Below are 19,695 nucleotides of genomic sequence, written 5' to 3'. Positions count from 1 at the left end.
ATAGAAAGGATGCCGCATGAGTGACACATCATCTGCGGATATTCTCAGCCGCCGCAAATTCCTCGGCGCAGCGAGCCTCGCGGGCGCGGGTGTTGCGCTCGGCGCCAAGCCTGCGATGGCGGAAGGCGCCAAGCCCGATCCGCTGATCACCGAGGTTCAGGACTGGAATCGCTATCTCGGCGACGGCGTGCAGAAGACTCCTTACGGCATGCCCTCGAAGTTCGAGAAGAACGTGATCCGCCGCGACGTGTCGTGGCTGACGGCATCGCCGGAGTCCTCCGTCAACTTCACGCCGCTGCATGAGCTCGATGGCATCATCACACCATCGGGCCTCTGCTTCGAGCGGCATCATTCGGGTGTCGCGGAGATCAATCCCGCCGACCATCGGCTGATGATCAACGGCCTCGTGGACAAGCCTTTGGTGTTCACGATGGACGACATCAAGCGCATGCCGCGCGTGAACAAGATCTATTTCCTCGAATGCGCGGCGAACTCCGGCATGGAGTGGCGCGGCGCGCAGCTTAACGGCTGCCAGTTCACTCACGGCATGGTTCACAACGTGATGTACACGGGCGTGACGCTGAAGACCGTGCTGGATGAAGCGGGCCTCAAGCCGAACGCGAAATGGCTGATGCTGGAAGGCGCGGACGCCGCCGCCATGAACCGCTCGCTGCCGGTCGAAAAGGCGCTGAACGATTGCCTGCTCGCTTTCGGCATGAATGGTGAAGCGCTGCGGCCTGAACAGGGTTACCCGCTGCGTGCGGTGATTCCCGGCTGGGAAGGCAATCTCTGGGTGAAATGGATTCGCCGCATCGAAGCCGGCGATCAGCCGTGGCAGACCCGCGAGGAAACATCGAAGTACACCGACCTTCTCGCCGATGGCCGCTCGCGCAAGCACACCTTCATCATGGATGCCAAGTCGGTGGTGACCAATCCGTCGCCGCAGGCGCCGCTGAAGCACAAGGGCCGCAATGTGCTGAGCGGTCTCGCATGGTCCGGCCGCGGCACCATCAAGCGCGTGGACGTCACCATGGACGGCGGCCGCAACTGGCAGACCGCGCGGATCGACGGGCCGGTGCTGGAGAAGTCGCTGGTGCGCTTCTATGTCGATTTCGACTGGAACGGGCAGGAGCTGATGATCCAGTCCCGCGCGATGGATTCCACCGGCTATGTGCAGCCGACCAAGGACGAACTGCGCAAGGTGCGCGGCGTCAATTCGATCTACCACAACAACGGCATTCAGACCTGGCTGGTGCGTTCAACCGGGGAGACTGAAAATGTCGAAATCGGTTAAGGCCACGGCGTTCGTGGTGCTTGCTGGCGTGGCACTCGCCCTTGCTGCGCCGCGCTCAAGCCATGCGCAGCAAATTGCCGCACAGGCGGCCACCAAGACCTCGTCTAAGCTCGGACTTGGACGTCCCGCGCTGCCCGAGGAAATCAAGGCGTGGGACACCGATGTCCGCCCGGATGGCAAGGGATTGCCGCCGGGTAAGGGCACGGTGAAGCAGGGGGATGCGTTGTTTCAGGAGCGCTGCGCTTCGTGTCATGGCGAATTTGGCGAAGGCGCGGGCCGCTGGCCGGTGCTGGCCGGGGGAGCGGGGACGCTGAAGGCGGATCGGCCCGACAAGACCATCGGCTCGTTCTGGCCGGACCTGTCCACCGCGTTCGACTACATCAAGCGCGCGATGCCCTACGGCAATGCGCGTTCGCTGACCGACGATGAGGTCTACGCGATCGTTGCCTATCTGCTGTCGATGAACGACATCGTGAAGGACGAGAACTTCGAACTCAGCGACAAGAACTTCACCTCGATCAAGATGCCGAACGCCTCGGCCTTCTTTGAAGACGACCGCGAGACGTCCGAAAAGCAGTTCTGGAAGAAAGACCCGTGCATGAAGGATTGCCGCAGCGCACCGAAAGTGACCGGACGGGCGATCTCGGTGGATGTGACGCCCGACAGCAAGTCCGGCCCGAAGGTCGATTGATGGAGCGGCCGTCGGCGAGGGCGTTGCTTTTCGTTCTGGCGGCGGGTCTTGCGCTGGAAAATGCTGCTGCGGGAGACCGGGAACTTGGAGAGTATTTATCGGCGGAATGTGTAACCTGTCACCGTGCTTCGGGCGCGGCTCAGGGTATTCCGAAAATCACGGGATGGCCGGAAGACCAGTTCATCGCCGTGATAAACGCCTACAAGAACAAGCAGCGGGACAACCCGGTGATGCAGACCATAGCCGGACGGCTGGAGGCAGGTGACATCGCCGCTCTGGCGGCTTATTTCAGGACCCAGAAGTAATGGTTCCAAACATTCCGGAGGGTGTCATGACAGATCGGAACGATTCGGCGACACGGCGCAGCCTGCTCATCGGAGCGGCGGGAGGTCTGGTTGCGGCAACGGCGGCGCATGCCGCGCCGAAAGACCTGTCCATGGCGGACCTGAAGAAGGAAGGCGATGTCGCGTGTCTTTATCACTGCGACTACGGCGACAACGCGCGCTTCGCCCAGACGCTCAACAACATCTCCAATCATTATTCGGCTTACGGCGCCGATCCATTCGGCCTGCAGCTTGTCGTTGTCGCGCACAGCGTTGCGGTGAAGTATTTCCTCTCGACGCTGGAAGGCACGCCGTGGAAGGACGAGACCATTGATCCGGCCCTGTTCGAGCGCGTCACCGCACTCGCGAAGAACGGCCTCAAGGTTTATCTCTGCGAAATCACCTTCCAGCGGCTCAAACTCGACAAGGCCAAGGTGAAGGACGCGCCGTTCATCAGCTTCGTGCCGTCGGGTGTTGCCACGGTCGCAGCGCTGCAATCGAAAGGTTTTGCCTATCTCAAGGTCGGCTGATCCTCAGCCGTCCACTGAACGCGCGTTTCAATAAACAATATTGGAGGGGGCATCGTGAGCATCAGTCGTCGGCAGTTGATTTCAGGATCGGCATCGTTCGCGGGCGTCATGATGTTCGGTGCGCCTGCGGTGCTCGGGCAGGGCAAGCCGCGCGTGGTGGTGATCGGCGGCGGCGCAGGCGGCGTGACTGCCGCCAAATACATCGCCAAGGACAGTGCAGGCACGATCAGCGTTACGCTGGTGGAGCCGCTGGCGAAATATCAGACCTGCTTCCACAGCAATCTCTATCTCGGCGGTGTGCGGGATTATCCCTCCATTACCCACGGCTACGGCGCGGTGAAGAAGCACGGCGTCACCATCGTCGCCGACCGCGCGACGAAGATCGACCGCGACAAGAAGGAAGTCATCCTCGCCAGCGGCAAGAAGCTGCCTTACGACCGCCTTGTGGTCTCGCCGGGCATCGATCTGAAATACGATTCCGTTCCGGGCTGGTCGCAGGCCGCGGAAGAGAAGATGCCACATGCCTGGAAGCCAGGCGCGCAGACACTGCTCTTGAAGAAGCGGCTTGATGCCGTGCCCAATGGCGGTGTCATTGTGATGATCGCGCCGCCCAACCCCTACCGTTGCCCGCCGGGACCCTATGAGCGCGTCTCGATGATGGCGCACGCTTTGAAAAAGGCGAAGAAGGACCGCAGCAAGATCATCATCATCGATCCGAAGGATACCTTCTCCAAGCAGGGACTTTTTCAGGAGGGCTGGGAAAAGCACTACAAGGGCATGGTCGAATGGCTCGGCCCCAAAGTGCATGACGGATTGAAATCGGTCGATCCCAAGACCAACACCGTGGTGACGGGGTTCGAGACCTACAAGAACGCGGCGCTGGTCAATGTCATTCCCGCCCAAATGGCAGGTAGCATCGCGCGCGATGCCGGCCTCGCCAACGCAACCGGCTACTGCGCCATCGATCCGACCAACATGAAGTCGGCTACCGATTCCAATATCTACATTCTCGGCGATGCCTGCATCGCGGGCGACATGCCGAAGTCCGCGTTCTCCGCCAACAGCCAGGCCAAGGTCGCCGCCATGATGATCCGGGGTGAACTGGTGTCGGCGCGGACCTTCCCGGCGCGCTACACCAATACCTGCTGGAGCATGATCGACACCGACGATACGGTGAAGATCGGCGGCGCCTATGAGCCGAAGGACGGCAAGATCGCGGCGGCGTCCACCTTCGTCTCGAAGACCGGCGAGGAGGCCGAACTGCGTAAGCAGACGCAGGCGGAAAACATGGGCTGGTATGCCGGAATCACAGCCGATATGTTTGCCTGACATGTTACATCGTTGACGGAACCCGCCGCGGCGCGGCGGGTTTCTGCTACGCCCACCAGTCTTGCGTCTCACCCCACCAGCCAGCCTTCCTGCCCGCTTCAAAGGTCAAACAGATGATTGCTCGTTCGCTCGCCGCCGCACTCGCTTTTTCCGCCGTCAGCTTTGCCGGTGCCGCCAATGCACAGGACGTCGCCGCTGGTGAGAAGTCCTTCAACAAGTGCCGCGCCTGTCATCAGGTTGGTGAAACGGCGAAAAACAGCGTCGGCCCCGAGCTGAACGGCCTGTTCGGCCGCAAGTCCGGCAGCGTTGCCGGTTACAATTATTCCGACGCCAACAAGAACTCCGGCATCACCTGGGACGAGGCGGTGTTCGCCGAATACATCAAGGACCCGAAGGCCAAGATCCCCGGCACCAAGATGGCCTTCGCGGGCATCAAGAAGGACGACGAGATCAAGGATCTCACCGCCTATCTCAAGCAGTTCGGCGCCGACGGGAAGAAGAAGTAAGAGCCCGTCATTCCGGGGCGCGCTTTTGCGCGAGCCCGGAATCTTCATCAGTTGTCATCATGTCTGGATTCCGGATCAGCCCGTAAAACGGCCTGTCCGGAATGACAGCTTCTAAGCCGCTCCACGCGCCTGCCGAGCCGCTTCGACCATGTTGGTCAGCGCAGACCTGACCTCGGGCCAGCCGCGCGTCTTGAGGCCGCAATCCGGATTGATCCAGATCTGCTCCGGCGACAGGTTGCGCCGCGCCTTGCCGATCAGTTCCATCATCTCCGGCACCTCCGGCACGCGCGGCGAATGGATGTCGTAGACGCCCGGTCCGATCTCGTTCGGGTACTTGTAGGTGACGAAGGCGTCGAGCAACTCCATCTTCGAGCGCGAGGTCTCGATCGAGATCACGTCGGCGTCCATCGCCCCGATGGCGTCGATGATGTCGTTGAATTCGGCGTAGCACATATGGGTGTGGATCTGGGTTTCGTCCTTCACGCCGGCCTGTGAAATCCTGAAGCACTCCACCGCCCAGTCGAGATAGGCCTTCCAGGTGCCCTTGCGCAGCGGCAGGCCTTCGCGCAATGCCGGCTCGTCGATCTGGATCACGCCGATGCCGGCTGTCTCGAGATCGGTCACCTCATCGCGCAGCGCGAAGGCGATCTGGCGGCAGACCTGATCGCGCGGAAGATCGTCGCGCACGAACGACCATTGCAGCATGGTGACCGGGCCGGTCAGCATGCCCTTCATCGGCAGCGTGGTGAGCGACTGCGCATAGGACGACCAGCCGACCGTCATCGGCTTCGGCCGCGAGACGTCACCGAAAATGATGGGCGGACGGACGTAGCGGGAGCCGTAGCTCTGCACCCAGCCGTGCTTGGTGAAGGCATAGCCCGACAGTTGCTCGCCGAAATACTGCACCATGTCGTTGCGCTCGAACTCGCCATGCACGAGGACATCGATGCCGATGTCCTCCTGCCAGCGTACCGCCTTCTCGGTTTCCGTGCGCAGGAACGCCTCGTAATCGGCATCGCTGAGCTGGCCCTTGGCGTGCTCGGCGCGCGCCTTGCGCACCTGCTCGGTCTGCGGAAATGATCCAATGGTTGTTGTTGGAAACGAGGGCAGGCGGAGCACCTTGCTCTGGAGTTTCTGCCGCGCGCCGAACGGACTCCTGCGTTGCGACAGCTTGGGCGACGTATCGGCGGCGCGCGATTTCACAGTGGGATTGTGAATCTTCGCCGACGAGACGCGCGTGGCTGCCGCCTGATCGGAAGCCGCAAGCTCACTCTTGATGGCCTCTCGTCCTGCCGATAACCCGCGGTTGAGGGTTGCCAGTTCGCCCATCTTCTGCACCGAGAACGCAAGCCAGCTTTTCAGGTCCGCATCGAGATCGGTCTCCTGATCGAGGTCGATCGGCACGTGGAGCATCGAGCACGAGGGCGCGATCTGGATGCGGTCCGCGCCGCCGCGCGCCGCGATGGCCTTGGCGGCCAGGTCGAGAACCTTCGCAAGATCCGCGCGCCAGATGTTGCGTCCGTCGATGACGCCGAGCGAAATCACGCGATCCGCAGGCAGCTTGCTCAGGACGGTATCGATCTGGCCCTTGCCGCGCACCAGATCGAGATGCACGCCGGCGACGGGTAGTTTGGTGACGAGGTCGGCGTTGTCGCCGAGTTCGCCGAAATAGGTCGCCAGCATGATCCTGATGCCAGGTACCTTCAGCGCGAATTCGCTGTACGCGGCTTTCAGCGCGGCCTTTTCATCCGCACCGAGGTCGAGCACGAGACATGGCTCGTCGATCTGCACCCAGTCCGCGCCTTCGGCGGCGAGTCTGTTGAGAACTTCGATGTAGACCGGCAGCAGTTTCGGCAGCAGCGCCAACCGGTTTTCGCCCTTGCCGAGCTTGAGGAACGTTACAGGGCCGACCAGCACCGGCCGGGTCTGGATGCCGAGCGCCTCGGCTTCGCGGTATTCGTCGATTGCCTTGGTGGAGGCGAGGGTGAAGGTTTGATCCCTGGTGAATTCCGGCACCATGTAGTGATAGTTGGTGTCGAACCACTTGGTCATTTCCTGCGCGGGCACGCCGTGGCCGTGACTATGGTTATGGGCGCAGCCGTCGTCGTGGCCCACATCCTTCTGGCTGCCGCGCGCCATCGCGAAATAGGTTTCCAGCGACACCGGTCCGCCTGTCCAGCCGTAGATTGTCGGAATCGCGCCGACCATGGCGCTGGTGTCCAGCACCTGATCGTAGAGCGAGAAGTCGTTCGAGGGGATCACGGTGACGCCGAGATCGCGCTGGCGCGTCCAGTTGTCGGCGCGGATTTTCGCCGCAGCCTCGCGCAGCGCGCCCTCGTTGATCTTGCCGGACCAGAATTTCTCCAGCGCGATTTTCAGTTCACGGCGCTGACCGATACGCGGTACGCCCAGCGTGGCGACAGGAATGGAAGCAGTAGAAGAACCCGACATTGCAAAACCCCGTGATGTGGGGGCAGGGCCGGACATGCGCGAACGGGAAGGGCGGCGAGCGTCCTTTCGCAAGCGACACACCGGGGCACCCCGCCCGTGGACGTACTGTGATCGCGGCAGGTCTCCTGGCTCACGGTTCAACGCCTGATGTCCGGCCTTCCCGAGGCTTTCACCTCAGTGGCACCGATGGACGAGGCTCACCGTCTACAGTTGCGGGGGCAGCTTCGGAGTTGCGCGAACCTCTCGGGCCGCGCGCACCGCATTCCCTCTTGGCTCCGGATCACCGATCCGCAGAACCGCGATGATCAAGTTATGTGAAGCGGCTTGCCCCCGGTCAAAGGGAAAGCTTCCCACCGCGGCTGTGCCGGACGCGCGCGGGGAGCGAGTGGGCAGCCGGCGCAAGAGAATCATGCAAGCTGATTCTTGATGCGTGATCGCCAGACCTGAACTCCAGGCGCCGTTTCCTCACGCCAGCGGAAAATTTCTTTGACGGTTTTCCGACGCATTCTGCGCTGTTGCGTGATTGTCCCGGTTATTCACACCGCGAGCCGCTTGACATCGCACCGTGAAAGTCACCAGATGTAGACGTCACGGTTCTACAAAGCCGCAAGGCCTTGTGGCGAAGATGGGAAGCTGGTGAGTTGCACTCCGATGCAGCAAGTCCGGCGCTGCCCCCGCAACTGTAAGCAGTGAGTTGAATCCGACCGATGTCACTGGTGCGTTTTCGCATCGGGAAGACCGGATTCAATGCCGACCTGCGAGCCAGGAGACCTGCCGCGACACCAAAAGAACGTCCACGGGCGGGGTGTCCGGCGGTCGCGTGCTTCGGTGCGTTCGCGCGCCGCGACGACGCGCCTTTCGGCCTCAGCCCCCAAAAATTGCAACACGCACGGGGTCTGCCGATGTCTCTCTCGATCGAACGCGAAGCCGCCAAATCCGCTCCTCTCATTCAGTTGCGTTCCGAGTCACTGGCTATCCCTGCGGCAGAGCCGCCGCTCCAGATCATCCGCCGCAACGGCACGGTTTCGCCGTTCGATGCCAGCAAGATCTCGATTGCGATGACCAAGGCGTTTCTTGCAGTTGAAGGCCACACCGCAGCCGCCTCGCGCCGCATTCACGAGGTGATCGAGCAACTCACAAACGAAGTGGTGAGCGCACTCACCCGCCGGATCGGCGAGGGGCGCACCTTCCACATCGAGGACGTTCAGGATCAGGTCGAACTGGCGCTGATGCGCAGCGAGCACCACAAGGTCGCCCGTGCCTATGTGCTGTATCGCGAGGAGCGCGCACGCCAGCGCGCCGAAGCTGACGCCGCCAGGTCGGTCAAAACGCCGTCCGAGCCGCAGCTGCATGTCACGCTGGGCAGCGGCGCGCGCGTCCCGCTCGACGCCGATCGCCTGATGCTGATCATTCAGGAAGCCTGCGCCAATCTCGACGGCGTCGATGCCGCGCCTGTGCTGGCTGAAACAAAGCGCAATCTTTACGACGGCATCAGCCAGGACGAGCTTGCGCTGGCCGGCATCATGGCCGCGCGCACGCTGGTGGAGCAGGAGCCGAACTACGCCTATGTCAGCGCGCGCCTCCTGCTCGACAAGCTACGCACCGAAGTGCTGTCGTTTGTTCATTCCGCGCAGATCAATGCGTCGCAGGCTGATATGACCGCGCGCTATGCGGAATACTTCCCGGTCTATGTCAAAAAAGGCATCGAAGCCGAACTGCTCGATCCTGAACTGGCGCGCTATGACCTGAAGCGGATCGCGGCAGCGCTGAAGCCGGAGCGCGATCTGTCGTTCCAGTTTCTTGGCTTGCAGACGCTGTACGATCGCTACTTCCTGCATCAGGACGGCAACCGGATCGAGCTGCCGCAGGCGTTCTTCATGCGCGTCGCCATGGGGCTTGCGATCCGCGAGATCGACCGCGAGGCGCGCGCCATCGAGTTCTACAACCTGCTGTCGTCGTTCGACTTCATGGCCTCGACGCCGACGCTGTTCAACTCCGGTACGCTGCGGCCGCAGCTCTCGTCCTGCTTCCTGACCACGGTGGCCGACGATCTCGACGGCATTTTCAAGTCGGTGAAGGACAATGCGCTGCTGGCGAAATATTCCGGCGGACTCGGCAACGACTGGACCCGCGTGCGCGGCCTCGGCGCGCACATCAAGGGCACCAACGGCGAAAGCCAGGGCGTGGTGCCGTTCCTGAAAGTTGCCAACGACACCGCAATCGCGGTCAATCAGGGCGGCAAGCGCAAGGGCGCGGTCTGCGCCTATCTCGAGACGTGGCACGTCGACATCGAGGAATTCCTCGATCTGCGCAAGAACACCGGCGACGACCGCCGCCGCACCCACGACATGAACACCGCGAACTGGGTGCCGGATCTGTTCATGCAGCGCGTCGAGGCGGATGGCGAATGGACGCTGTTCTCGCCCGACGAGACCCCGGACCTGCACGACCTTTACGGCAAGGCGTTTGCTGAACGATATGCTTTATACGAGGAAAAGGCTGCGCGTGGAGAGATGCGCGTGTTCAAGAAACTGCGCGCCACGGATCTGTGGCGCCGCATGCTGACCATGCTGTTCGAAACCGGGCATCCGTGGATCACGTTCAAGGACCCGTGCAACCTTCGTTCGCCGCAGCAGCATGTCGGCGTGATTCACTCATCTAATCTCTGCACCGAGATCACGCTGAACACGTCGGACGACGAGGTTGCGGTCTGCAATCTCGGGTCGGTCAACCTGCTCAACCATGTGGGCGAGGGCGGCATCGACCACGCGCGGCTGAAGCGGACGATCTCGACCGCGATGCGGATGCTGGACAATGTCATCGACATCAATTTCTACACCATCCCGGAAGCGCGCCGCTCCAACCTGCAACATCGTCCGGTCGGCCTCGGCCTGATGGGCTTCCAGGATGCGCTGCATGCGCTGCGGATTCCGATGGCGTCGGACGCCGCCGTCGCCTTCGCCGACACCAGCATGGAAGCGATTTCGTTCCATGCCATCACGGCATCGGTCGATCTCGCGGCAGAGCGCGGACAGTATCCGTCGTTCAAGGGTTCGCTGTGGAGCCGCGGCATTCTGCCGATCGACTCCATTGAGATTCTCGCCGACGCCCGCAACGGCCTCGACATGGATCGGAGCGCGACGCTGGACTGGACAGCGTTGCGTGGGCGGGTGCAGTCGGTCGGCATGCGCAACTCCAATGTGATGGCGATTGCGCCGACGGCGACCATCTCCAACATCTGCGGTGTGGCGCAGTCGATCGAGCCCGCCTACCAGAACCTCTATGTCAAATCCAACATGTCGGGCGACTTCACCGAGGTGAACGAGTTCCTCGTCCGCGACCTGAAGGCGCGGGGCTTGTGGGACGAGGTGATGGTGTCGGATCTGAAATACTTCGACGGCAGCGTCGGCTCCATCGATCGCGTACCGGATGATCTGAAGCTGCTCTATGCCACGGCGTTCGAGATCGACAGCGCGTGGCTGATCGAGGCTGCGGCGCGGCGGCAGAAATGGATCGATCAGGCGCAGTCGCTCAATCTCTACATCGCCAATCCGTCGGGCAAGAAGCTCGATCAGTTGTATCGGCTGGCGTGGGCGCGTGGCCTGAAGACCACCTATTATCTGCGTTCGCGCAGCGCCACCCATGTGGAGAAATCCACGCTGAAGGGCACCGACGGCAAGCTCAATGCCGTGTCGTCGTCATCGTCGCTCGCGGCCATGCCGGTGAACAAGCCTATCATCGTGCCACAGACCGCGCCGGATCTGTCCAATGCGGTGGCGTGTTCGATCGACAATCCCGACTGCGAGGCATGCCAGTAAGCAGCCCCGCCGTCATTGCGAGCGAAGCAAAGCAATCCACCTTTGAAAAGTCATGGATTTCTTCGTCGGCTTCGCCTCCTCGCAATGACGAAATTGGCAACATCCGACGTTAGACAAGAAAGACGATCTTCATGCTCGACTGGTCCGAACCCGCACCTGCCAAACCCGCTACCAACCTGCCGCCGATTCTGACCGGTAAGCCTGTCGTATCGGAGCAAGCCGATGCAACCGGCCTCGGCACCATCGACCGCAAGGGCGGCCGCGTTTCTGTCGACGACAAGGCGATGATCAATTGCCGCGCTGACGTCAATCAGCTCCTGCCGCTGAAATACAAATGGGCGTGGGAGAAGTATCTCGCCGGCTGTAACAACCACTGGATGCCGACCGAAGTCTCGATGCAGGCTGATATCGCGCTGTGGAAGTCACGCGACGGCCTCACCGACGACGAGCGCCGCGCCATCAAGCGCAACCTCGGATTCTTCGCGGCCTCCGAAAGCCTCGTCGCCAACAACATCGTGCTGGCGATCTACCGCCACCTGACCAATCCCGAGTGCCGCCAGTATCTGCTGCGTCAGGCGTTCGAGGAAGCGATCCACACCCACACCTTCCAGTACATCGTGGAAAGCCTCGGCCTCGATGAGGGCGAGCTGTTCAACATGTACCGGGAGGTGCCTTCGATCACCGACAAGGCGGCGTGGGCGCTCAAGCACACCCAGAATCTGGAAGACCCGGACTTCAAGACCGGCACGCCGGAAGCCGATCGGGCGCTGCTGCGCGATCTGATCACCTTCTATGTCTGCTTCGAGGGCATGTGGTTCTATACGGGCTTCGCGCAGATCCTGTCGCTCGGCCGCCGAAACAAGATGGTCGGCATCGCCGAGCAGTACCAGTACATCCTGCGCGACGAGAGCATCCATCTGAACTTCGGCATCGACGTGATCAACCAGATCAAGATCGAGAACCCGCATCTGTGGACCGCCGAATTCCAGGACGAGGTCCGCGGAATGATCCGCGAAGCCGCCGAACTGGAAGCAGCCTATGGCCGCGACACCATGCCGAGGGGATTCCTCGGTCTGAACGCAGCGCTGTGCGAACAATACATGCATTTCATCGCCAACCGCCGCTGCGCCCAGCTTGGGCTGACCCGCGTGTTCGACGAGACCGACAATCCGTTCCCGTGGATGTCGGAGGCGATGGACCTGAAGAAGGAAAAGAACTTCTTCGAGACTCGCGTAATCGAATACCAGAACGGCGGCGCGCTGAGCTGGGAATAAATCGTTAATCTTTGCCGCCGCGCGGTGCCGAGATACGGTGCAATGGCGGCCAATGCGCATGATGTTTGCAGGAAACGCCCGCTATGCGGGCGTTTTTGCTGAATGAGGTAGCAATTTACGGGGTGTTATTCAATTTTGTTTACCTTGAGGCACTTTGCGCCGGTTGGAGACCGGCTGGTTTGACATGCAAAAAGAACTTTTGGGGGTTGGAAATGGGCTGGTTCAAAAGCACTCCGGCAAAGCAGAAGACGAGCGTCAGCTTTCTTTCCAATCTGCGATTTCGAACCAAGATCATGCTCGGCTTCGTCACGGTGCTGGGCATCTCCGCCATCAATATGGGCGTTGCCTATTTCGGCTTTGAGCGGATCGTCGAGGGCGTCCAGTCCTATCAGGGCATTGTCGCCGAGACCGACAGCGCGCGGGACATCGACCGCGAACTCGCGGCCTATCAGCTTCTCGCGCGTTATTATGTGACGACCGGTCTTCCTGCCGACGAGGAGGCTGCACGCGCTGCGGAGACCGCCCTTGGCGCCGCCATCGAGCGCGCGGCCAGGGTTGCCACTGCCGGCAACCGGAAGAGCGTTCTCAATCTTTCGGCCAGCTACAGCGAGTTCGCCGGGCTGTTCGGCGAGGTCATCAAGCTCAAGACCGACAACGCCGCGATCGCGTCGAACCAGTTGCTCCGGATGGGCAACGTCATCCGCTACAAGTTCGACGATCTGGCCGATACCGCGATCCTTGCCGGTCTGACGTCGATCCAGCAGAACGCGAAGGAACTGGCGACCCACTCCGCGTCCATCACGTCCAACATCAGCAACTACGTGCTGCGCCCCGACGCCGCCGTCGCCAACAGCGTCAATGCGCGCATGCAGCTTCTGAAGAACAGCTTCGGCACGTTGACCGCCGACGACGCGAAGCTGACATCGAAGATTGCGGAAATCACCCAGGAACTCGATGCCTACAAGGCGGCCTTCACGAAGTTCGTGGAGAACACCGCGAAGATCGCGGCGCTGTCGGCCAAGATGAACGAGGCGGCGGGCAGCGTGACGCAGGAAGCGAAGACCATCAAGGACGGCTTGCTTGCACAGCAGACCCGGCTTGCGAAGGAAGCCGCCGAGGCTGCGCACAGCACCAGCAAGTTCGTGACCATTCTCGGCGGCGGCGGCATCGCGTTCGGCGCATTCCTCGCCTGGATGCTGGGCCGCGGAATTTCGCGGCCGATGATCGGCATGTGCAAGGCGATGCGTGAACTCGCGAGCGGCAATTTCGATGTTGTCCTGCCGGGTCTTGGCCGCAAGGACGAGATCGGCGAGATGGCTGGCGCTGTCGAGGAATTCAAGATGAGGGCGGTCGCCAAGGCGCAGAGCGAGGCGGCAGAGCGCGAGGAACAGGGCAAGTCCGCCAGCGCCGCACGCAGCGCGGAGCTTCGTCGCTTTGCCGACAATTTCGAAACCGCTGTCGGCGTGATCGTGTCGAGCGTGTCGGCGTCGGCCAGCCAGCTTGAATCGTCAGCTACCACCCTGACGCGCACGGTCGAGACGGCACAGGAACTGTCCGGCAAGGTTGCGGGTGCGTCGGAAGAGGCGTCCGCCAACGTGCAGTCCGTGGCTGCGGCCACGGAGGAACTGTCTGCATCGGTTCACGAGATCGGACGGCAGGTGCAGGAGTCGAGCCGCATCGCTGCGGCGGCAGTGTCGCAGGCCGAAGCGACCGACGCGCGTATCGCCAAGTTGTCGCGCGCGGCGCAGGAAATCGGCGACGTGGTCAAGCTGATCACTGCGATTGCCGAGCAGACCAATCTGCTGGCGCTGAACGCCACCATCGAGGCGGCGCGGGCGGGCGAAGCGGGGCGCGGCTTTGCCGTGGTCGCATCGGAGGTGAAATCGCTGGCGAGCCAGACCGCGAAGGCGACCGACGAGATTTCGTCCCATATCGCGGGAATGCAGAGCGCCACGCAGGAATCGGTTTCCGCCATCAAGGAAATCGGCCAGACCATCGGCCAGATTTCGAAGATCGCCGGCAATATCGCAGCCGCCATCGAGCAGCAGAGCAACGCGACCACCGAGATCGCCCGCAACGTCCAGAGCGCCGCCAGCGGCACGCTGGAGATCGCGGAAGGAATCTCCGAGGTCAACCGCGGCGCGAGCGAGACCGGAACCGCGTCGGGCGAGGTGCTGAATTCGGCCCAGACGCTGGCTGTCGAAAGCACCCGGCTGCGTCAGGAACTCGATCGCTTCATGGCGAACATCCGCGCGGCCTGATCCTTCTCTTCACCTCTCCGTGGGGAGAGGTCGATGCACGGAGTGCATCGGGTGAGGGGGTACGCTCTCACAATAGATTCTACGCTCTCACCCCAACCCTCTCCCCACGGGAGAGGGAGCAGATTGTGCCGCTGCGTTGTCATCCTCTGTTATCAATCGGATGGCCGGGCATAGCCGTTCGAAGAACGGCGTCGCTTCCGCTTGCCTATGTCCCGGCCATCCACGTCTTCCCTCAAAGCTCGCAACAAAGACGTGGATCACCGGAACAAGCCCGGTGATGACGACTGCGTTGCCCTAATACGCATCCTTCTTGGCGCGCGCGTCTTTTGCGGTCTGCACGAGGTCGAGCTGCTGCTCGATCTTACCCAGCGCGTTTGCGAACTCCTTCCGCTCCGCCGCCGTCAGGCATGACAGGATGTCCTGTTCCTTGCGGAGCAGGCGGGGAATAAGCTCCTCATAGAGAGCGCGGCCCTTGCGGGTGATCTGCAGCGCCAGTTCGCGGCGGTCGTCCACATTCTCGACGCGCTCGATCAGTTGCTGCTCGAGCAGGTGGGCGACGGCCCGGCTGATGGTCGATTTATGTGTGCGGGTGCAATAGGCGATGTATTGCGCCGTGCAGGCGTCATCGCGGAAACCGAGTGTCGCCAGCACCCGCCATTCCGGAATATCGAGGCCGTAGCGCTCGCTGTACTCGCTGGACAGCGCCGCGCTGACTTCCGCAGCCAGCCGGTTCAGGCGGAACGGCACGAATTTGAAGAGATCGAGCTTGGTCACAGAAAATGTCCGGTTTGGCCGGGCGGCGAGCCTGGCCATTTGGTTGCAGTTGCAACGATAATAGCCTTGGTCTAAGCTTCCCGCCAGAGCTTCGTTCAAGAAGCCCGCAACGGACAGACCAGCCAAATCAGGGACGAAACGTGCCGGTATCACGGATTATTCAGTTCGGCTATCGCCGCCATTCAGATCAGGACCGGACGGCAGCGGATGCCGCGCGCCACCCGGTCGTGGTGGTGGGCGCGGGCCCCGTCGGCCTCACGCTGGCGATCGATCTGGCGCAGCGTGGGCACAGTGTCGTCCTGCTGGATGACGCCGACCGGATCGGCGACGGCTCGCGCGCGATCTGTTTCTCCAAACGTTCGCTGGAACTGTGGGACCGTCTCGGGGTCGGCGAACGCATGGTGGAGAAGGGCGTCGTGTGGAAGGTCGGCAAGATCTTCCTGAACGATGACATGCTCTACCGCTTCGACCTGCTGCCGGAAGACGGCCACAAGATGCCGGCCTTCATCAATCTCCAGCAGTATTACGCCGAGGCCTTTCTGGTCGATCGCGCCAGCGAACTGCCGCAGGTCGATCTGCGCTGGCGCAACAAGGTCGTCGGCCTCGACCAGCGCAACGATCATGTTGTGCTCGCGATCGACACGCCGGACGGGCGTTATCATCTGAAAACAGACTATGTGGTTGCCTGCGACGGCGCGCGCTCCGCGCTGCGCGGCTTTGTCGGCGCGGAATTCACCGGGGAGGTGTTCGAGGATCAGTTCCTGATCGCGGATGTGAAGATGACGGCGGAGTTTCCGACCGAACGCTGGTTCTGGTTCGATCCGCCGTTTCATTCCGGCCAGTCCGCGCTGCTGCATCGCCAACCGGACGATGTCTGGCGGATCGACCTGCAGCTCGGGCCGGATGCCGATCCCGCCGTCGAACGATTGCCGGAGAATGTGCGGCCGCGGATCGAGCGGATGCTGGGTCATGCCAATTTCGATTTCGAATGGATATCGATCTACAAGTTCCAGTGCCGCCGCATGCAGCGCTTCGTCCATGAGCGCGTGATCTTCGCTGGTGACTCGGCGCATCAGGTCTCGCCGTTCGGCGCGCGTGGCGCGAACTCCGGTCTTGAGGATGCGGAGAATGTGGCGTGGAAACTCTCGCTGATCCTGCGCGGCGAAGCGCCGATGGCGCTGCTCGACAGCTACGAGATCGAGCGCAGTGCTGCAGCCGACGAAAATATCCGCGCTTCCACCCGCTCGACCGACTTCATCGCGCCGCATTCGAAGCAGGAGAGCCGGATGCGGCAGGCCGTGCTGCGGCTGGCGAAGGAAACCGAATTTGCCAAACGCATGGTCAACGGCGGGCGACTGTCCACGCCGTCGGTCTATGAATCGCCGCTGTCGACGCCGGACACTGACGCCTGGGCGGCGGGTCCGCGTCCCGGCGCGCATATGATTGATGCGCCGCTGACGACCGCGAGCGGCAAGCCGATCTATCTCACCGAGGCCTTCATCGAGCAGGGCGAGGGCGGTTTCGTGCTGCTGCAAGCGGGGCTGAACGGCGGCGATCATTCCGGTTGCAGGACCATCTCTGTCGGGGAAAACGCGCCGCTGCGCGATTCATCCGGGCTGTTCGCCAAACGCTACGATGCGCCGGAAGGTACGGCCTATCTGCTCCGCCCGGATGGTTACGTCGCGGCACGTTTCAGGAAGCCGACGGCCGCGGCTGTCGAAGCCGCCATGGCCCGCGCCAGCGGGAGAGCCGCGCGATGACACTCTCGACCACGTCGAATTTCAGCGATCCCGACACCGCCTATCGGCTGGTAGTGGAGGCCCATCGCGGGCTCAGCGATGAAGACAGCGCATCGCTGGATACGGCGCTGGTGCTGATCCTCGCCAATCATGTCGGCGATGCTGACGTGCTGCGTGAGGCGATTGCGCTGGCGAAGCGCCAGCTCGCGCAGGGCGGCGACAAGACCAATTCAGAAAAGGACGCAAAATGAGCGCAAAGGGTTTCGCCTCGACCGGCGATATGGCGGAGAAGACAATCACCTTCTCCGAGATCGGTCCGGACATTTATGCCTTCACTGCTGAGGGTGATCCGAATACGGCGGTGATTGTCGGCGATGATGGCTGCATCGTGTTCGATGCGCAGGCGACGCCGGCGATGGCCAACAGCGTGATCGAACGCGTCAAGACCGTGACCGACAAGCCGATCAAATATGTCGTGCTGTCGCACTATCACGCCGTGCGCGTGCTCGGCGCGTCGGCCTACAAGGCGCAGGGCATCGTCGCCTCGTCCGAGACCCAGCGGCTGATCGTGGAGCGCGGCCAGCAGGACTGGGATTCCGAATATGGCCGGTTTCCGCGCCTGTTCCGCGACGCCGAGAGCATTCCCGGCCTGACATGGCCGACGATCACCTTCGACACCGGCATGACGCTTTATCTCGGCAAGCGCGAGGTGCAGCTGATGCATCTCGGCGCGGGCCATACCTCCGGCGACATCGTGGCCTGGGTGCCCGATGCGCAGGTGATGTGCTCCGGCGATCTGATCGAATATCACTCGGCCTGCTATTGCGGCGACGCGCTGCTGCGGGAATGGCCGCTGACCCTGAATGAAATCCGCGAGTTCAATCCGAAGGCCGTTGCGCCGGGCCGCGGCGACGCCCTGAAGGGCGAGGCGACGGTGAACGAGGCCATCGCCATGACGCGCGATTTCGTCACGACGTTGTACGGCGCTGCGGAGCTGTCGGTGGCGAAGGGACGTTCGCTCAAGGAGACCATGGCCGCGACCCGCGAGGTGATGGACCCGAAGTTCTCCTCCTTCGCGATCTACGAACACTGTCTGCCGTTCAATGTCTCGCGCGCTTTCGACGAAGCATCCGGAATCGACGATCCGGTGATCTGGACCGACAAGCGCGACCGCGAAATGTGGGCAGCTTTGCAAGGATGAAGCAGGGCGAATGTATCTAGAGAAGTAGGTCCGTCATTGCGAGGAGCGAGAGCGACGAAGCAATCCATAAAGCGATATAGAAAGAGTGGATTGCTTCGCTTCGCTCGCAATGACGTTTCAGGAACTTGAATCTCGCGCTGATGGAGAGTGAGATGAACATCAACACTGCACCCAAGGTTATGAGTCAGGGCTCGCATGGTGTGACGCCGGGTTATATGTCCGGCTTCGGCAACAGCTTCGAGACCGAGGCGTTGCCGGGCGCGCTGCCGATCGGGCGCAACTCGCCGCAGAATTGCGCTTACGGGCTTTATGCCGAGCAGTTATCGGGCTCGCCGTTTACCGCGCCGCGCGGCACCAACGAACGCTCGTGGCTGTATCGCATTCGCCCGTCGGTGAAACATTCGGGCCGTTTCACCAAGGTCGATGCCGGATACTGGCGCACCGCGCCGTGCACCGAATACGATCTGCCGATCGCGCAACTGCGCTGGGATCCGCTGCCGTTACCGAAGGAAGGCCAGACCTTCCTGCAGGGCGTTTACACCATGACCACGGCGGGCGACGCCAATACCCAGGCCGGCATGGCGGCGCATGTCTACCTCATTACCAAATCCATGGTGGACCAGAATTTCTACAATGCCGACGGCGAGATGATGTTCGTCGCGCAGGAAGGCAATCTGCGCCTTATTACTGAATTCGGCATTATCGACATCGAGCCCGGCGAGATCGCGTTGATCCCGCGCGGAGTTAAGTTTCGTGTCGAGATTCCGAATGGCCCGGCGCGCGGCTATCTTTGCGAGAACTATGGCGGCGCATTCACGCTGCCGGAGCGCGGGCCGATCGGCGCCAACTGCCTCGCCAACTCGCGCGACTTCCTGACGCCGGTGGCGGCCTATGAGGACAAGGAAACGCCGACCGAGCTTTATGTGAAGTGGGGCGGCTCGCTGTTCATGACTAAACTGCCGTATTCGCCCATTGATGTGGTGGCGTGGCACGGCAACTATGCGCCGTATAAATATGACCTGCGCACGTTCTCGCCGATCGGCGCCATCGGCTTCGATCATCCCGATCCGTCGATCTTCACTGTGCTGACGTCGCCGTCGGAGACGGCAGGCACCGCGAATATCGACTTTGTGATCTTCCCGGAACGCTGGATGGTGGCGGAAAACACCTTCCGTCCGCCGTGGTATCACATGAACATCATGTCGGAATTCATGGGACTGCTGTATGGCGCCTATGACGCCAAGCCCCATGGCTTCGAGCCCGGCGGCATCAGCCTGCATAACATGATGCTGCCGCATGGCCCGGACCGCGAGGCGTTCGATCACGCCAGCAATGGCGAACTGAAGCCTGTGAAGCTGACCGGCACCATGGCCTTCATGTTCGAGACGCGGTTTCCGCAGCGGGTGACGCAGTTCGCAGCCACCACGAGCGCGCTGCAGGATGACTACGCCGATTGCTGGCAGGGGCTGGAGCGCCGCTTCGACCCGTCGAAGCCTTAACGTCG

15 protein-coding genes and 2 riboswitches are annotated in these 19,695 nt (G+C 61.9%); of the genes, 13 read left to right on the top strand and 2 right to left on the bottom strand.

Features of this window, described 5'->3' with window-relative positions:
• Nucleotides 1-16: 16 nt before the first annotated feature.
• From soxC to AC1Q67_RS21605, 6 genes are all read left to right on the top strand, one after another.
• Nucleotides 17-1,294 carry a sulfite dehydrogenase gene (soxC, locus tag AC1Q67_RS21630; RefSeq protein WP_492237389.1) on the top strand — a complete coding sequence of 426 codons (1,278 nt, stop codon included), beginning with the start codon at nucleotides 17-19 and terminating at the stop codon, nucleotides 1,292-1,294.
• Nucleotides 1,278-1,985, top strand: coding sequence for a c-type cytochrome (locus tag AC1Q67_RS21625; protein ID WP_492237390.1), 708 nt, complete (start codon nucleotides 1,278-1,280; stop codon nucleotides 1,983-1,985). The genes soxC and AC1Q67_RS21625 overlap by 17 nt, the downstream gene beginning before the upstream one ends.
• A gap of 23 nt (nucleotides 1,986-2,008) precedes the next feature.
• Nucleotides 2,009-2,290: a c-type cytochrome gene (locus tag AC1Q67_RS21620; RefSeq protein ID WP_051389522.1), complete on the top strand. Its 282-nt coding sequence runs from the start codon at nucleotides 2,009-2,011 to the stop codon at nucleotides 2,288-2,290.
• A 26-nt stretch (nucleotides 2,291-2,316) separates the two neighbouring features.
• A complete protein-coding gene (locus tag AC1Q67_RS21615) occupies nucleotides 2,317-2,838 on the top strand; it encodes a DsrE family protein (RefSeq protein ID WP_492237391.1) in 522 nt (173 codons plus the stop codon).
• A gap of 54 nt (nucleotides 2,839-2,892) precedes the next feature.
• Nucleotides 2,893-4,167, top strand: a complete 1,275-nt coding sequence (locus AC1Q67_RS21610) for an FCSD flavin-binding domain-containing protein (protein ID WP_492237392.1) — start codon at nucleotides 2,893-2,895, stop codon at nucleotides 4,165-4,167.
• A gap of 113 nt (nucleotides 4,168-4,280) precedes the next feature.
• Nucleotides 4,281-4,673 (top strand): c-type cytochrome, encoded by a 393-nt coding sequence (locus AC1Q67_RS21605; RefSeq protein ID WP_492237393.1) that lies wholly within the window; start codon nucleotides 4,281-4,283, stop codon nucleotides 4,671-4,673.
• A gap of 111 nt (nucleotides 4,674-4,784) precedes the next feature.
• Here AC1Q67_RS21605 and metE read toward each other — a convergent pair whose 3' ends face one another.
• Nucleotides 4,785-7,124, bottom strand: coding sequence for a 5-methyltetrahydropteroyltriglutamate--homocysteine S-methyltransferase (metE, locus tag AC1Q67_RS21600; protein WP_492237394.1), 2,340 nt, complete (start codon nucleotides 7,122-7,124; stop codon nucleotides 4,785-4,787).
• Nucleotides 7,125-7,222: 98 nt separating this feature from the next.
• Nucleotides 7,223-7,440, bottom strand: a riboswitch (cobalamin riboswitch).
• 258 nt (nucleotides 7,441-7,698) lie between these two features.
• A riboswitch (cobalamin riboswitch) is annotated at nucleotides 7,699-7,917 on the top strand.
• Between the two features lie 109 nt (nucleotides 7,918-8,026).
• On the opposite strand from metE, the gene AC1Q67_RS21595 reads away from it, so the two are divergent.
• The 3 genes from AC1Q67_RS21595 to AC1Q67_RS21585 all read left to right on the top strand — a co-directional run bounded on the left by AC1Q67_RS21595 (nucleotide 8,027) and on the right by AC1Q67_RS21585 (nucleotide 14,477).
• Nucleotides 8,027-10,942 (top strand): ribonucleoside-diphosphate reductase subunit alpha, encoded by a 2,916-nt coding sequence (locus AC1Q67_RS21595; RefSeq protein ID WP_492237395.1) that lies wholly within the window; start codon nucleotides 8,027-8,029, stop codon nucleotides 10,940-10,942.
• A gap of 131 nt (nucleotides 10,943-11,073) precedes the next feature.
• Nucleotides 11,074-12,216: a ribonucleotide-diphosphate reductase subunit beta gene (locus tag AC1Q67_RS21590; RefSeq protein ID WP_492237396.1), complete on the top strand. Its 1,143-nt coding sequence runs from the start codon at nucleotides 11,074-11,076 to the stop codon at nucleotides 12,214-12,216.
• 212 nt (nucleotides 12,217-12,428) lie between these two features.
• Nucleotides 12,429-14,477 (top strand): methyl-accepting chemotaxis protein, encoded by a 2,049-nt coding sequence (locus AC1Q67_RS21585; RefSeq protein ID WP_492237397.1) that lies wholly within the window; start codon nucleotides 12,429-12,431, stop codon nucleotides 14,475-14,477.
• Nucleotides 14,478-14,771: 294 nt separating this feature from the next.
• Here AC1Q67_RS21585 and AC1Q67_RS21580 read toward each other — a convergent pair whose 3' ends face one another.
• Nucleotides 14,772-15,290, bottom strand: coding sequence for a MarR family winged helix-turn-helix transcriptional regulator (locus AC1Q67_RS21580; RefSeq protein WP_492237398.1), 519 nt, complete (start codon nucleotides 15,288-15,290; stop codon nucleotides 14,772-14,774).
• Between the two features lie 101 nt (nucleotides 15,291-15,391).
• On the opposite strand from AC1Q67_RS21580, the gene AC1Q67_RS21575 reads away from it, so the two are divergent.
• The 4 genes from AC1Q67_RS21575 to hmgA all read left to right on the top strand — a co-directional run bounded on the left by AC1Q67_RS21575 (nucleotide 15,392) and on the right by hmgA (nucleotide 19,690).
• Entirely contained in the window at nucleotides 15,392-17,011 is a 1,620-nt protein-coding gene (locus tag AC1Q67_RS21575) for an FAD-dependent oxidoreductase (protein ID WP_492237399.1), read from the top strand.
• Nucleotides 17,008-17,241, top strand: a complete 234-nt coding sequence (locus AC1Q67_RS21570; RefSeq protein WP_492237400.1) for a DUF2783 domain-containing protein — start codon at nucleotides 17,008-17,010, stop codon at nucleotides 17,239-17,241. Before AC1Q67_RS21575 ends, AC1Q67_RS21570 begins: the two co-directional genes overlap by 4 nt.
• Nucleotides 17,238-18,191: an MBL fold metallo-hydrolase gene (locus AC1Q67_RS21565; protein ID WP_492237401.1), complete on the top strand. Its 954-nt coding sequence runs from the start codon at nucleotides 17,238-17,240 to the stop codon at nucleotides 18,189-18,191. Before AC1Q67_RS21570 ends, AC1Q67_RS21565 begins: the two co-directional genes overlap by 4 nt.
• A 152-nt stretch (nucleotides 18,192-18,343) precedes the next feature.
• Entirely contained in the window at nucleotides 18,344-19,690 is a 1,347-nt protein-coding gene (hmgA, locus tag AC1Q67_RS21560; RefSeq protein WP_492237402.1) for a homogentisate 1,2-dioxygenase, read from the top strand.
• Nucleotides 19,691-19,695: the final 5 nt, after the last annotated feature.

Source organism: Afipia sp. GW823-FHT06G09 (assembly GCF_058794875.1).
The sequence above is the reverse complement of the archived record's forward strand: the minus strand, read 5'-3'. Positions and strand labels throughout refer to the sequence as shown.